Raw genomic sequence first — 14,424 nt, 5'->3', positions numbered from 1 at the left:
TCAGTTTCCCCAGATGTCGTAGAGCCGTACTTCGAGTACGGCCAGCACGACCGCGCCCGCCGTCACCGTCACCGAACCCCACCGGGTCCGCTCGGCCAGCGACAGGAAACCGGCCGCGGGCACCGCGAAGAAGGCCCCGATCAGATACGCGATGAAGATCGTCATGCCCTGCTCGGGCCGTTCACCCCCGGAGAGCTGCACGATGCCCACCACCAGCTGGGCCAGCGCCAGCAGTGAGACCACGGCCATCCCGATGAAGTGCCAGTCCTTGGTCGGCTGATCGCGGTACGCGGCGAATCCGCACCAGGCGGAGAGGGCGAGCGCGGCCACGGCGACCGCGACCGTCAGGGCGTCAAGCATGAGCCGAGGGTATTACGGAACGAAAGGCCCCCTGTGTGCGCCCCCGCCGCCGGACCGCGGAGCGGACGGGCGGCAGGGGCGAGGGTCGTGGCATTGGCCACAGGTCGGGGCCGCTCCGGGCCGGTCGCGGATGTGGTCATCGATGCCCTCTCTGCCGTATCGGTGCAGGTCACGGGCGTGCGGGCGGAAGACGAGACGAGCGGCCGAACCGGCTCCCACCACTGTCCACGCCCGTCCGCTATTCGGACAGGCGGATCGGGTGGGACGTTACGTCTGCTTTACTCGGGGCATGACCACGACGAGCAGCCGCATCCTTGCGACCGAGGCGATCACGACGCCCGGTGCTCGTTGTATGTGTCGAATGCGCACCTTCTGAGGGTCCCCCGCTCCTCGCGCCCCGAAGCGAGACCGAGCCCAGCCGTCCGCATCCAGCGGAACGAGCCCGCCCCGGCACCGCCGCCCGGCCACCTGCCGCCCCGAGCCGTGCCGGGACCCCGCTCGGAACGTCCGATCGAAACGTCCGAATCGGTCTCATCAGACGAATGCCCCGTGCCCGGCGGACACTGCGCCGCGCACTCGACAGTGACGGAAACCCTGTGATCACCACTTCGGGCCTCACGAAGGTCTACCAGTCGCGCGGCCGGGAGGTCACCGCCCTGGACGGCGTCGACCTGCACGTCCGCGAGGGCGAGGTGTACGGCGTCATCGGACAGAGCGGCGCCGGCAAGTCCTCCCTGATCCGCTGCATCAACCTCCTGGAACGCCCCACCTCCGGCACCGTGACCGTGGCCGGCCAGGACCTCACCGCACTCGCCGGACGCGGCCGCCGGGCCGGCCGGGAACTGCGCGAGGCACGCAGCCGCATCGGCATGGTCTTCCAGCACTTCAACCTGCTGGCCTCCCGCACCGTCCAGGCCAACGTCGAACTCCCGCTGGAGATCCTCGGCGTCCCTGGGCGGGACCGCTCCCGCAAGGCCCTCGAACTCCTCGGCCTGGTGGGCCTCGCCGACAAGGCCAAGGTCTACCCCGGTCAGCTCTCCGGCGGCCAGAAGCAGCGCGTCGGCATCGCCCGCGCCCTGGCCGGCGACCCCGAGGTGCTGCTCTCCGACGAGGCGACCTCGGCCCTCGACCCCGAGACCACCCGCTCCATCCTCCAGCTGCTGCGCGACCTCAACCAGCAGCTCGGCCTGACCGTCCTGCTCATCACGCACGAGATGGACGTCGTCAAGACGATCTGCGACTCAGCCGCGCTGATGCAGAAGGGGCGCGTGGTCGAGTCCGGCACGGTCGGCGAGCTGCTCGCCACCCCCGGCTCCGAGCTGGCCCACGAACTGTTCCCCGTCGGCGGTACGGCCTCCGGCCCCGAGTGCACGGTCGTCGACGTCACCTTCCACGGCGACGCAGCCGGCCGGCCGGTGATCTCCCAGCTCTCGCGCACGTACAACATCGACATCTCGATCCTGGGTGCCGCTATGGACACCGTCGGCGGCAAGCAGATCGGCCGGATGCGCGTCGAACTGCCCGGCCGCTTCGAGGAGAACGTCGTTCCGATCGGCTTCCTGCGCGAGCAGGGCCTCCAGGCCGAGGTCGTGACGGACGACGGCCCCGCCATCCCCGTGCAGACCCTCGCCCAGCTCACCCAGGAGGTGGCGAAGTGACCTGGTCCGAAATGCAGCCGCTGCTCACCCAGGGGACCATCGACACCCTCTACATGGTGCTCTGGTCCACGGTCGTCACCGTGCTCGTGGGACTGCCGCTCGGCGTCCTGCTGGTCCTCACCGACAAGGGCGGACTGCTTCAGAACACCCCGGTGAACAAGGTCATCGGGGTGATCGTGAACATTGGCCGCTCGCTGCCGTTCATCATCCTGCTGATCGCCCTGATCCCCTTCACCACCTGGATCGTCGGCACCTTCATCGGCCCGACCGCAATGATCGTTCCGCTCTCCGTCGGCGCCATCCCGTTCTTCGCCCGGCTCGTCGAGACCGCCGTCCGCGAGGTCGACCACGGGCTCGTCGAAGCCGTCCAGTCGATGGGCGGATCCATCCCGACGATCGTCCGCAAGGTTCTGCTGCCACAGGCGCTGCCCTCGCTCGTCTCGGGCGTCACCACCACCGTCATCGTGCTCATCGGCTACTCCGCGATGGCCGGCGCGGTCGGCGGCGAAGGGCTCGGCTCCAAGGCCGTCACCTACGGATTCCAGCGCTTCGACAACCGGTTCATGCTCGTCACCGTCGCGTTGCTGATCGTCATCGTGACCGCGATCCAGCTGATCGGCGACCTGGCCGTACGTCTGCTCGCCCGCCGGGGCCGCGCCGCATCCTGAGACTTCCTCGCCGCTCGCAAGCCCGAACTCCTTGTCCGGGCGCACCACCCTCACCACCGGAAAGAGGCACTTTTCGTGCGTAAGAACATCAAGATCACCGCGGCTGCCGCCGCCACCGCCGCCATCGCCCTCGGCCTCACCGCCTGCGGCACGTCGTCCGACCCGGGCGCCAAGGGCGAGACCGGTGCCAAGGCCGACACCTCCAACGCGCTCGTCGTCGCCGCGTCCCCGACACCGCACGCCGACATCCTGGACTTCGTCAGTAAGAACCTGGCCGAGAAGGCGGGCCTCAAGCTGGAGGTCAAGGAGTTCACGGACTACGTCCTGCCGAACACCGCCACCGAGACCGGCCAGGTCGACGCCAACTTCTTCCAGCACCAGCCGTACCTCGACGACTTCAACAAGAAGAAGAGCACCCACCTCGTCCCGGTCGGCACCGTCCACCTGGAGCCCCTCGGCCTGTACTCCAAGAAGGTCAAGGATCTGAAGGACATCAAGGCCGGCCAGACCGTCGCCGTCCCCAACGACACCACCAACGAGGGCCGCGCACTCCAGCTCCTCGCCGAGAACGGCCTCATCACCCTCAAGGACGGCGTCGGCAGCAGCGCCAAGCTGAGCGACATCACCGACAAGAAGGGCCTGGAGTTCAAGGAGCTGGAGGCCGCCACCGTGCCCCGCGCCCTGAACGACGTCGACGCCGCCGTCATCAACGGCAACTACGCGATCGAGGCCGACCTCAAGCCCGCCGAGGACGCCCTCGTGCTCGAAAGGGCCGACGGCAACCCCTACGCCAACCTCATCGCCGTGAAGAAGGGCAACGAGCAGGACCCCCGCGTCCAGAAGCTCGTGAAGCTCCTGCACTCCGACGAGGTCAAGAAGTTCATCGAGGACACCTACCAGGGATCCGTCGTCCCGGCCTTCGGCACCGACGCCAAGTCCTGACACCCGTACAGCATTTGTCCGAGGAGCCCCGGGCACCCCATGCAGGGGGCGCGGGGCTCCGTCGCGCGGACCCGCCCATGCGCGGCATCGGGCCGATGCTGCATGCTGTGCCTTTAACGGTCTTCGGTATGGAGCTGCGCATGAATTCCACCTTTCCGGACATCTCCATCAGCACGGATCGGTTGGTGCTGCGCCCCTTCGACATGGCGGACGTCCCGGCGTACATCGAGATGATGAACGACGAACTCGTCACCGCCTGGACCGAGGCACCCCACCCCTACACCCAGGTCGACGCCGAACGCTGGGTCCGCAGGATCGCCCCCGCCCAGCGCACCACCGGTGACGGCATCGTCCTCGCCGTCACCGAGTTCCTCACCCAGCGGCTCGTCGGCTCGGTCCGGCTCCGCAACACCGACTGGCGCACCCTCTCCACCGAGGTCGCCTACATCACCGCCCCCTGGGCCCGCGGCGAGGGTTACGCCACCGAGTCCGTGCTGGCCGTGGCCCAGTGGCTCTTCCGCGACCAGGGCTTCGAGCGCATCGAACTGCGCACCGCCGCCGACAACACCGCCTCCCAGCAGGTCGCACAGAAGCTCGGCTGCATCAGCGAGGGCGTCCTGCGCAACGCCCGCATAGCGCGCACCCAGACAGAGGACGGCGGCTGGACCGACATCAGGACCGACCTGATCGTCTGGGGTCTGCTCCCCGAGGACCTCGAAGGCGTCGCCGAGCAGCTCGCCGACGCGGGCGGTTACGGCGCCTACAACGACTGGAACTGACCCCTCGAAGGGGTCCTGACACCCCGTTCGCACGGACCGGGTACTCTCACCCTGCCCCACCTCGCCACCATCACCGCCTGCGACAACTCCAGGAGACTGACGACAGATGGCCGATCGGGTCACCGTGATCGGCTGGGACGGCTCACCACTGACGGGAGCGGCCACGGCCGCCCTCTCCGCCGCCACGCTCGTCGCCGGAGCCGCCCACCACCTCGCACTCCCCGAAGTCCCGGCGAACGCCGAACGTATCCGCCTGGGCTCCATCGACCTGGCCGCCCGCCGGATCGCCGGCCACCGGGGCAGCGCCGTGGTCCTCGCCGACGGGGACCCCGGCTTCTTCGGCGTCGTACGCAACCTCCGCGCACCCGAGCACGGCCTGGAGGTCGAGGTCGTCCCGGCCGTGTCCTCCGTCGCCGCCGCGTTCGCCCGCGCGGGAATGCCGTGGGAGGACGCCCGGACGGTTGTCGCCCACCCCCGCACTCTGCGCCGCGCCGTCAACGTCTGCCGCGCCCACCACAAGGTCGCCGTCCTCACCTCGCCCGGCGCGGGCCCCGCCGAACTCGCCCTGCTCCTCGAAGGCGTCCACCGCACCTTCGTCATCTGCGAGGAACTCGGCACCACCCGCGAACAGGTCACCGTCGTCACGTCCGACAAGGCCGCCGACCACATGTGGCGCGACCCCAACGTGGTCATCGTCATCGGCGGCGGCCCCGAACCGCAGGCCAACGGCGCCTGGATCGCCGGCCACCACCCGGCCTACCCCCGTGGCGTACGCGGCTGGGCACTGCCCAGCGAGGCCTATCCGGGCGCCCCCGGGGGGAGCCAGGACAGCGGCGAAGGCGAGTCCCCCGGGCTGCGCGCCGCCCAACTGGCCCGCCTGGGCCCCCGGACCGGCGACCTCCTCTGGGACATCGGATCCGGCAGCGGGGCCCTGTCCGTGGAGGCCGCCCGCTTCGGCGCGGCGGTCCTGGCCGTCGACAGCGACCCGGCCGCGTGCGCGCGTACCGCGGCGGCGGCGCGGGCGTTCGGAGTCCAGCTCCAGGTGGTCGAGGGCCGGGCCCCGCATGTGCTGGAACGGCTGCCGGAACCCGATGTCGTACGGATCGGGGGCGGCGGGGTCCCCGTCGTCACCGCCGTCACCGAGCGGCGGCCGGAACGCATCGTGACCCATGCCTCGACGCGGGACGAGGCCGAGGCGCTGGGCGCCGCCCTGAGCGGAAACGGGTACACCGTCCGCTGCTCGCTCCTCCAGTCCGTCGAACTCGACACGGCCGCATGGTCGGAGCGTGAACGCTCGGTCGTGTTCCTCCTCTCGGCGCTACGCTCCGACCTCGCCCCGTGACCTGGTCGGCGCACAGCGGGAGGTAGGCTGGCCGATCGTTGCACCGCGCCCGGACGTTCGTCGCTTCGTTCGTCAATGTCCGGAAAAGGGGACCGTTTTGGCCCCCGCTGTGGTACGGCAGAACCGGGGGATGCGCGACGTGGCGCAGTCCACAGCGGGCCGTGGCGAAATGGGCTGCCGCGGCGGCGAACGGCCGAGAGAATGCATTATGTCCGCGACCGATTCGTGCCGCGCGGCGAGCCCGCTCGTTCTTGTTGACGAGCGCCGGCGTGCCGTGTTCGGGCGTCCCGGGCGAAGGGCCGAAGGAGCACTGACGATGGGCGAGGGGTACGCATGAGTGACACCGGCCAGATCCCGGGTGAGGGACTGCCGGAGAACGCAGGCACGGTGGAGCAGCCGGGCGTCGCCGCCCCGGATGCCTACGCCTACCTCGCTCCCTCCGAGCATGTCTCCGAGGACGACGACCTTCTCCTGATGCCGAGCCCGCAGGGCGCCTGGAGTGAGCCGCAGGCCGTACCGGCCCCGGGCCAGTACCCCGAGGGTGCCGCCGCCCAGGCGCCGGTGCCGGGACAGGGCGCCTACCAGGCCCCGCCCGTGGCACAGCCCTACGCCCAGCCGGCCGGCGAGACGCCCGCACAGCCCCAGGGACCCGTCCAGGTCCAGGTGCAGGAGCCCCCCGTCCAGACGCAGGTCGCGGATGCGTACGCGGCCCAGCAGGCGGTCGCGGAGCCGCTGCCCGAGACCGGCCAGGGGACTCATGAGTCCGGCGGCCGTGACTCCGGTTCGGTCGACCTGAGGGGCGTACGCATCCCGTCGCCCGCCCCGGCCCCCGCTCCTGCGGCCCAGCCCCAGGCGCCGGTGCGCCGGCCGCTGCACCGCGGCCCGGTCGCGGCCGACGGCTCGCCGTCGTACGGCGGGACGCCGACCGGCGGAGTGGTGCGTTCGCTCGCCGACCGTGGTCCCGCGGGAGCGCCCCAGGCGCAGGCCCGGCCCCAGGCCCCCGCGCGGCACGCCGGTCCGCCGACCACCGGCCCGGAGTACTTCGAGATGCCGGCCGAGGATGCGTCCGCGCTGCCCGGCCCGCAGCTCGGGGAGATCCTGCCGCAGGGCGGCAGCCCGTGGGCGGCCCAGGCACCGCAGCCGGAGGCCGCACCGGTGGCGGCAGAACCGGTCGTCGCGGAACAGGCGGAACAGGCCGTCGTGGAGCCGGTCGCTCCGGAGCCCGTCGCCGAGCCGGTTCAGGCCGCTCCGGTCGTGGAACCGGAGGCCGTGGTCGCTCCGGCAGCCGAGCCGGTACCGGCCGTGGCCGGGACGCCGGCCGAGGCCCCCGTCGAAAATCCCGCGGATGTTTCCGCCGACGCGGGGACGTCCCCCGAAGCGGTCGCGCCGCAGGACACCGCGGAAGCCGTTCCCATGGGCCAGTTCGTGCCCGTGGAGGGTTCGGTGCCGACGACTCCGCACCTGGCGCCGAATCCGGCTCCGGCGCCCGTCGCCGAGCAGCCCGTCGAGACGCAGCCCGCCACCGGCCCCGAGGCCGAGCGTGGGCCGATCGCCGTGGAGCCCGTGCAGGCACCTCAGCCGGAGATCGCGGAGGCCGGGCAGGCGGCGGAGGCCGGGGGAGCCGTCGTGCCCGCCGCGCATGCCGAGCCGGTCGAGCCCGCCGCGAACGCCGTGAACGCCGTGGCCACCGTGCCCGCCGCGCATGCCGAGCCGGTCGAGCCCGCCGCGAACGCCGTGCCCGTCGAGCCCGTCGTGAATGCCGAGCCGGTCGAGCCCGTCGCGAATGCCGAGCCGGTCGAGCCCGCCGCGAACGCCGAGCCCGCCGAGCCCGTCGTGAATGCCGAGCCCGCCGACGCTTCCACGCCGGCCCCCGTCGTCCCCGTCCCCGTTCCCGTCTCCGAGGCCGAGGTTCGGACGGTGCCCCAGCCGGAGGCCGAACAGGGCCCGGAGGTCATCGAGACCCCGGACGTCACGGTCCCCGCGGACAGCGTGGAAGCCGCCCCGCTCGCGGAGCCCGCAGCGGCGGCGACCGTGGCGACGGATGCCCCTGAGGCCGGACACATGGAATCCGTACAGCCCGAGGCACAGCCCCAGGAGCCCGCCGAGGAGCCTTCGGCCCCCGAGCGGGACGCCGTTGAAGCGGAGGCGTCCGAGGCCGACGAGGCCGCGGTCCCCGCAGGCCCGCCTGCCCCCGGCTACGACGACGCCGAGCGCGAGGCGGTGCTCCGCGTCATGCGTGAGCGCCGCGACATCCGCAACGGCTTCCGCAGCGACCCCATCCCGCACGAGGTCCTGCTCCGCGTCCTCGAAGCCGCGCACACGGCGCCCAGCGTCGGCCACTCGCAGCCCTGGGACTTCGTCGTCATCCGCTCGGCGGAGACCCGTCGCTCCATGCACGAACTGGCACAGCGTCAGCGCGACGCCTACGCCAAGTCGCTGCCCAAGGGCCGGGCCAAGCAGTTCAAGGAACTGAAGATCGAGGCCATCCTCGACACCCCGGTGAACATCGTCGTCACCGCCGACCCCACCCGCGGCGGCCGGCACACCCTGGGCCGGCACACCCAGCCGCAGATGGCCCCGTACTCCTCCGCGCTCGCCGTCGAGAACCTCTGGCTCGCCGCGCGCGCCGAGGGACTCGGTGTCGGCTGGGTCAGCTTCTTCGACGAGCGCGAGATGGTCCGCGCCCTCGGCCTGCCCGAGCACCTCGAAGTCGTCGCCTACCTGTGCGTCGGTTACGTCGACGAGTTCCCCGAGGAGCCCGAGCTGATGCAGGCGGGCTGGTCCAAGCGCCGCCCGCTGTCCTGGGTCGTCCACGAGGAGACGTACGGCCGCCGCGCCCTGCCCGGCGAGGAGCCGCACGACCTGCTGCAGGAGACCATCTCCAACATCCGTCCGCTCGACGCCAAGGCGCTCGGCGAGGCATGGGAACGCCAGAAGCGGATGACCAAGCCGGCCGGCGCGCTCGGCATGCTGGAGATCATCTCGGCGCAGTTGTCCGGGCTCTCCCGGATGTGCCCGCCGCCGATCCCGGAGCCCGCGGCCGTCGCGATCTTCGCGGGGGACCACGGGGTGCACGCCCAGGGCGTCACGGCCTGGCCGCAGGAGGTCACCGGCCAGATGGTCGCCAACTTCCTCGGCGGCGGCGCGGTCTGCAACGCCTTCGCGGCCCAGGTCGGCGCCGAGGTGTGTGTGGTCGACGTCGGCGTGGCCGTGGAGCTGCCCGCGACGCCCGGCCTCCTTCCCCGCAAGGTGCGCGCCGGAACGGCCGACTTCACCACCGGCCCCGCGCTCACCCGCGAAGAGGTGCTCGCGGCGATCGAGGTCGGCATCGAGACCGCCCGCGATCTGGTCGCGGCGGGCAACAAGGGCCTGCTCATCGGTGAGATGGGAATCGCCAACACCACGGCGTCGGCCGCGCTGATCTGTGTGTACACGGGCATGGACCCGGCCGAGGTGACCGGTCGCGGTACCGGCATCAACGACGAGATGCACGCCCGCAAGGTGGACGTGGTCCGCCGCGCCCTCGAACTCCACCAGCCCGACCCCTCCGACCCGATCGGTGTCCTGGCAGCGGTCGGTGGCCTGGAGCACGCCGCGATGGCCGGCTTCCTGCTGGGCGGCGCCTCGCTCCGTACGCCGGTCGTCCTCGACGGCGTGAGCGCGGGAGCCGCGGCCCTGGTCGCCCGGGCGATCGCCCCCGAGGCCCTGGCCGCCTGCATCGCGGGCCACCGCAGCGCCGAGCCCGGCCATGTGGCCGCGCTCAACAAGCTGGGCCTGCGCCCGCTGGTCGACCTCGACCTCCGCCTCGGCGAGGGAACGGGTGCGCTGCTGGCGCTCCCGATCGTGCAGAGCGCGGCACGCGCCATGCACGAGGTCGCGACGTTCGACTCGGCAGGCGTGACGGAGAAGTAGACCGGGGCCCGGGGGCTCTGCCCCCGAGTCCCCCGTTCCTCAAGGGGGTTGGTGACCCGGCCTCGTCGGCGTTTCAGGCGCGGGGTCGGGGGCGGAGCGCCGGTTACGGGACAGGGCGGAGCGGGGGAGGCCCACCGCAGGCGCCCACTCCCGCCACCGCAGCCCGGCCCACCCCCACCCCGTATCGTGGACCCGCGCCCCACGAAACCGCACGTCAGAGCCGCTCCACCGCCGCAGCGGCCCGTACTTCGCATCGCACGAGGAGTCCGCACCGCCATGGCCGAGCACGCCGATCACCCCGCGTACCCCGTCGGACTGCGCCTGAGCGGGCGCCGCGTCGTCGTCGTCGGCGGCGGCCAGGTCGCGCAGCGCCGCCTCCCGGCGCTCATCGCGGCGGGCGCCGACATCACCCTCGTATCGCCGTCCGCGACCCCGTCCGTCGAGGCGATGGCCGACGCCGGAGAGATCCGCTGGGAACGCCGCCAGTACCAGGACGGGGACCTTGCCGACACCTGGTACGCACTCATCGCCACCGACGACGACGCCGCGAACGACGCCGCGTCCTTTGAGGCCGAGCGCACCCGCACCTGGTGCGTGCGCAGTGACAACGCCGATGTGGCCACAGCCTGGACCCCGGCCACCGGCCGCAGCGAGGGCGTGACCGTCGCCGTCCTCTCCACCGACGCCCAGGGCCGCGACCCCCGCCACTCCGCCGCCGTCCGCGATGCCATCGTCGAGGGACTTCGCGACGGCACGATCGCCGCCCCGCAACACCGCACCCGGCCCACCCCCGGCGTCTTTCTGGTCGGCGGCGGCCCCGGCGACCCCGACCTGATCACCGTGCGCGGCCGCCGTCTCCTCGCCGAGGCCGACGTCGTCATTGCCGACCGGCTCGGCCCGCGCGATCTGCTCGACGAACTGCCGCCGCACGTCCAGGTGATCGACGCGGCGAAGATCCCGTACGGCCGCTTCATGGCGCAGGAGGCGATCAACCAGGCGCTCATCGAGCACGCCAAGGCCGGCAAGGCCGTCGTACGGCTCAAGGGGGGCGACCCGTTCGTCTTCGGCCGGGGCATGGAGGAGGCCCAGGCGCTCGCCGCCGAAGGCATTCCGTGCACCGTTGTCCCCGGCATCTCCAGCTCGATCTCCGTACCCGGCGCGGCCGGGATCCCCGTCACCCACCGCGGGGTCGCCCATGAGTTCACCGTCGTCAGCGGTCATGTCGCGCCCGACGACGAGCGTTCGCTGGTCGACTGGTCGGCGCTCGCACGACTGCGGGGCACCCTCGTGCTGCTGATGGCCGTCGACAAGATCGGCGCCATCGCGAAGGCCCTCGTCGCCCACGGCAAGTCCCCGGACACTCCGGTCGCCCTGGTCCAGGAGGGCACCACGGCATCCCAGCGTCGCGTCGACGCGACACTGGCGACCGTAGCCGAACGGGCCGCCGCCGAAGACGTACGCCCCCCGGCCGTCGTCGTCATCGGCGATGTCGTCACGGTCGGTACCGGCGCCGCACCGCTTCCCGCGGAGTAGCCGACCGGGACACCGCCCGCACCCCCGCCGAGTAACCAGCGGTAACGGATCTTCTCCCGAGCCGTTGGCACCACACACCGGACAAGGCAGTATCGAACCCGTGGCTGATCTCATCACCGTCGACGACCCCGACGACCCCCGCCTGCGCGATTACACCGGGCTGACCGATGTCGAACTCCGGCGCAGGCGGGAGCCTGCCGAGGGCCTCTTCATCGCCGAGGGCGAGAAGGTGATCAGACGCGCCAGGCATGCCGGGTACGAGATGCGGTCGATGCTGCTCTCGGCGAAGTGGGTCGACCTGATGCGGGACGTCATCGACGAGGTCCCGGCCCCGGTGTACGCGGTCAGCCCCGAGCTCGCCGAGCGCGTCACCGGCTACCACGTCCACCGCGGTGCGCTCGCCTCGATGCAGCGCAAGCCGCTGCCGACCGCCGAGGAGCTGCTGACGACGGCCCGCCGGGTGGTCGTCATGGAAGCCGTCAACGACCACACCAACATCGGGGCGATCTTCCGCAGCGCCGCCGCCCTCGGCATGGACGCCGTCCTGCTCTCCCCGGACTGCGCCGACCCGCTCTACCGGCGCTCCGTCAAGGTCTCGATGGGCGCGGTCTTCTCCGTCCCCTACGCCCGCCTCGGCACCTGGCCCAAGGACCTGGAGACCGTACGGGAAGCGGGCTTCAGGCTCCTCGCGCTGACCCCGGACGAGAAGGCGGGCAGCATCGACGAGGCGGCACCGCACCGGATGGACAAGGTGGCGCTGATGCTGGGCGCCGAGGGCGACGGGCTGTCCACCCGGGCCCTGGTAGCCGCCGACGAATGGGTACGCATCCCGATGGCGCACGGCGTCGACTCGCTGAACGTGGGAGCGGCCGCGGCGGTCGCGTTCTACGCGGTGGCATCGGGCCGCCCGGAGAACTGACCGGCTACGGGAGCTGCCGGTCCCGGTGCGGGATCTCGACCTGGGTCTGGGACCGGGTCTCGTACCGGCCCGGATCAGTGCCCAGCCCGCGGGACGGTCCCTGGCAGCCCTGGGCCGCTGCGATGCCGAGCGCCACCAGCAGCGTCACCACCACGAAGACGACGAGCCGCTGCCGCAGCAGCCGCGGATTTGCGGGCCGCAGCCCCGCCGACGTCGGACGGGTCCCGGGCCGCGTGCCCGGCCGGCCGTTCGCCCCGTTCGTACCCTGCGGACGCCTGCCGGACCGGGTGGTGCCCCGCGTCGGCTGCTGTGGACGGGGGCGCGAACCACCGGTCCGGGGCGCCCCGGACCGCGACGACGAGGACGGCCTGCTGCCCTGGGGCTGCTTCTGCTTGTGCTTCTGCTGACGGGGTGCGGGAGGTGCCGCGCGCCGCGTCTGCTGCTCGGTGTACGGACCGCCGAGGCGGCCGGTCGGCCGGTCCACTTCCTGCGCCGAACGCTGCACGGGCGGCCGGCTCTCGTGCAGCCCCTGCGCCTCCCGCGCCGCGATCTCCTTGAGCCGCATCGAGAGTTGGAGCGTGCTGGGCCGCTCCCCGGGATCCTTGGCCAGACAGGCACTCACCAACGGTGCGAGTGCGTCGTGCACATCGTGCAACTGGGGCTCCTCGTGCACCACGCGGTACAGCATCACCTCGGAACTGCCGTGCCCGAAGGGCGAATCGGCCATGGCCGCGTACGCCAGCGTGGCACCCAGCGAGAACACGTCGGTCGCGGGCGTCACGGCCGCGCCGCGCACCTGCTCGGGCGCGAGGAATCCCGGCGAGCCCACCGCCGTACCGACATGGGTGAGGGTGGAGGCCCCGGTCGCCCAGGCGATCCCGAAGTCGATGATCCGGGGGCCCTTGGGGGAGAGCAGGATGTTCGACGGCTTCAGGTCGCGGTGGACGACACCGGCCTCGTGCACCGCCACCAGGCCCTCGGAGAGCGCGGCCCCGATCGAGGCGACCTCGGCGGCCGACAGCGGTCCCTCCTCGGCCACCTTGTCGTGGAGCGAGGGCCCCGGGACGTACTGCGTGGCGAACCACGGACGGTCCGCCTCCAGGTCCGCGGCAACCAGGCGCGCCGTGCAGCCGCCGCGGATCCGCCGGGCGGCGGACACCTCGCGCGCGAACCGGGAGCGGAACTCCTGGTCCTCCGCCAGATCCGGGCGGATCACCTTCAGCGCCACCCGCTGTCCCCGTCGGTCCGAACCCAGGTAGACGACACCCATGCCGCCCGCCCCGAGCCGCCGGTGCAGCCTGAACGAGCCGACGACACGCGGGTCCTCGCGCCGGAGCCGCATCATCGCCATGTCTGCCCATCCCCGCTGCCTGGTCCGCCTGACGAGGCACAGCTTACGTACCCGGCGCCCGGGGCGCTCAGAGGCCGCGCCCTCACCGCTCGATCGATTGTCGGTGCGCGGCGCGGCCCATGACGGGGCGACGCGTCCGGAGCGGATTCCGCGCCGGACGCGTCCGGACGCCAAGGCGGTTGCGGCGAAGGGAGGTTGGAGCCGCGTCGGCCGGGCCGGCGGTACGGTGAGGATCCCGGCCGGCACGGACGCGAGCGGCCTCCACCGGCACACCGGGGCCGACGGCCGCGGACCGGGGAGCGCGGGGGTGAGCGAGGTCACGGCGGCCGCGGCCGTACGCACCGTGGGCCACGCCGTCCAACGACTCCGGCGTCGCGGTAAGTTCGCCACACCCCTCCGGGATGTCCCCGGGATCAGACGCCCGATCTCCACCCTGGGGAGTACATCCACGCCCTGCGGCTCATCCTCCGGGAGGCCCGGCAATCGGTACGCGGGCATGACGCCCCGCGCCCCGCGCCTCCCTAATGTTGAGGTCGAGCGGCGGGCGCAGCACTCGTCCCCGAGGTCACTCGCCCGCCGCCCCATAGCGAGTCAGGAGAGGAACCATGGCGGACACGGCAACGCGGACAACGATCCGCACGGGACGCAGGGTCCACGCCTCGTTCGGCAGCCGCCCGTCGTCCGGCACCCGCCACCCACTGGTGGCGACGGCCATGGTTCTTCCTCTGGCGGCCCTGCTTGTAGTTGTCTTCGGCGGCTGGGACGCAGTGGTCACACAGGCGTCGTCCGTGGGCATGATGCTGGGGCGCTGAGCGGCGCCCCGGGTCCGGAAGAGCGGTCCGGACCGGGACATCCGGCCAACAACCCCGTGGGGACGGGGGTGCGGCGGACGGCAGCGTTTGTCCGGTCAGCTGGGGAGCTGACCGGACATCGCGCTGTCCGGGCCCGTTCACGTCGTAC

Annotated in this window: 11 protein-coding genes; 9 read left to right on the top strand and 2 right to left on the bottom strand. The window is 72.2% G+C overall.

All coding sequences use genetic code 11. The annotated features are described in order from the left end of the window. Complete coding sequence (locus ACWCQ6_RS09790; protein ID WP_451087245.1) at positions 1-360, bottom strand: hypothetical protein; 360 nt, start codon at positions 358-360, stop codon at positions 1-3. Positions 361-956: 596 nt separating this feature from the next. On the opposite strand from ACWCQ6_RS09790, the gene ACWCQ6_RS09785 reads away from it, so the two are divergent. From ACWCQ6_RS09785 to ACWCQ6_RS09750, 8 genes are all read left to right on the top strand, one after another. Beyond that, positions 957-2,018, top strand: coding sequence for a methionine ABC transporter ATP-binding protein (locus tag ACWCQ6_RS09785; RefSeq protein WP_451087243.1), 1,062 nt, complete (start codon positions 957-959; stop codon positions 2,016-2,018). After that, positions 2,015-2,686, top strand: a complete 672-nt coding sequence (locus tag ACWCQ6_RS09780; protein WP_451087241.1) for a methionine ABC transporter permease — start codon at positions 2,015-2,017, stop codon at positions 2,684-2,686. The genes ACWCQ6_RS09785 and ACWCQ6_RS09780 overlap by 4 nt, the downstream gene beginning before the upstream one ends. Before the next feature lie 75 nt (positions 2,687-2,761). Then, a complete protein-coding gene (locus ACWCQ6_RS09775; protein WP_451087239.1) occupies positions 2,762-3,628 on the top strand; it encodes a MetQ/NlpA family ABC transporter substrate-binding protein in 867 nt (288 codons plus the stop codon). Positions 3,629-3,768: 140 nt separating this feature from the next. Next, the gene (locus ACWCQ6_RS09770; RefSeq protein ID WP_451087238.1) at positions 3,769-4,407 is read left to right on the top strand and encodes a GNAT family N-acetyltransferase; all 639 of its coding nucleotides are present in this window, start codon (positions 3,769-3,771) and stop codon (positions 4,405-4,407) included. A gap of 106 nt (positions 4,408-4,513) precedes the next feature. Next, positions 4,514-5,749, top strand: coding sequence for a precorrin-6y C5,15-methyltransferase (decarboxylating) subunit CbiE (cbiE, locus tag ACWCQ6_RS09765; protein WP_451087236.1), 1,236 nt, complete (start codon positions 4,514-4,516; stop codon positions 5,747-5,749). A 333-nt stretch (positions 5,750-6,082) separates the two neighbouring features. Then, complete coding sequence (cobT, locus tag ACWCQ6_RS09760; RefSeq protein WP_451087234.1) at positions 6,083-9,661, top strand: nicotinate-nucleotide--dimethylbenzimidazole phosphoribosyltransferase; 3,579 nt, start codon at positions 6,083-6,085, stop codon at positions 9,659-9,661. 276 nt (positions 9,662-9,937) lie between these two features. Next, positions 9,938-11,194, top strand: a complete 1,257-nt coding sequence (gene cobA, locus ACWCQ6_RS09755) for a uroporphyrinogen-III C-methyltransferase (protein ID WP_451087232.1) — start codon at positions 9,938-9,940, stop codon at positions 11,192-11,194. A gap of 100 nt (positions 11,195-11,294) precedes the next feature. Next, positions 11,295-12,113: a TrmH family RNA methyltransferase gene (locus tag ACWCQ6_RS09750; RefSeq protein WP_451087230.1), complete on the top strand. Its 819-nt coding sequence runs from the start codon at positions 11,295-11,297 to the stop codon at positions 12,111-12,113. A 4-nt stretch (positions 12,114-12,117) separates the two neighbouring features. Here ACWCQ6_RS09750 and ACWCQ6_RS09745 read toward each other — a convergent pair whose 3' ends face one another. Further along, entirely contained in the window at positions 12,118-13,464 is a 1,347-nt protein-coding gene (locus ACWCQ6_RS09745) for a serine/threonine-protein kinase (RefSeq protein WP_451087228.1), read from the bottom strand. A 605-nt stretch (positions 13,465-14,069) separates the two neighbouring features. On the opposite strand from ACWCQ6_RS09745, the gene ACWCQ6_RS09740 reads away from it, so the two are divergent. Next, the gene (locus ACWCQ6_RS09740) at positions 14,070-14,276 is read left to right on the top strand and encodes a hypothetical protein (protein ID WP_451087226.1); all 207 of its coding nucleotides are present in this window, start codon (positions 14,070-14,072) and stop codon (positions 14,274-14,276) included. Positions 14,277-14,424: the final 148 nt, after the last annotated feature.

This window comes from Streptomyces sp. NPDC001880 (assembly GCF_053594575.1).
The sequence above is the reverse complement of the archived record's forward strand: the minus strand, read 5'-3'. Positions and strand labels throughout refer to the sequence as shown.

Excerpts from the sequence above, each read along its gene's own strand:
- cobT (WP_451087234.1), top strand. The coding sequence starts at position 6,083 with ATGAGTGACACCGGCCAGATCCCGGGTGAGGGACTGCCGGAGAACGCA.
- ACWCQ6_RS09770 (WP_451087238.1), top strand. The coding sequence starts at position 3,769 with ATGAATTCCACCTTTCCGGACATCTCCATCAGCACGGATCGGTTGGTG.
- ACWCQ6_RS09740 (WP_451087226.1), top strand. The coding sequence starts at position 14,070 with ATGGCGGACACGGCAACGCGGACAACGATCCGCACGGGACGCAGGGTC.
- cobA (WP_451087232.1), top strand. The coding sequence starts at position 9,938 with ATGGCCGAGCACGCCGATCACCCCGCGTACCCCGTCGGACTGCGCCTG.
- cbiE (WP_451087236.1), top strand. The coding sequence starts at position 4,514 with ATGGCCGATCGGGTCACCGTGATCGGCTGGGACGGCTCACCACTGACG.
- ACWCQ6_RS09790 (WP_451087245.1), bottom strand. The coding sequence starts at position 360 with ATGCTTGACGCCCTGACGGTCGCGGTCGCCGTGGCCGCGCTCGCCCTC.
- ACWCQ6_RS09745 (WP_451087228.1), bottom strand. The coding sequence starts at position 13,464 with ATGGCGATGATGCGGCTCCGGCGCGAGGACCCGCGTGTCGTCGGCTCG.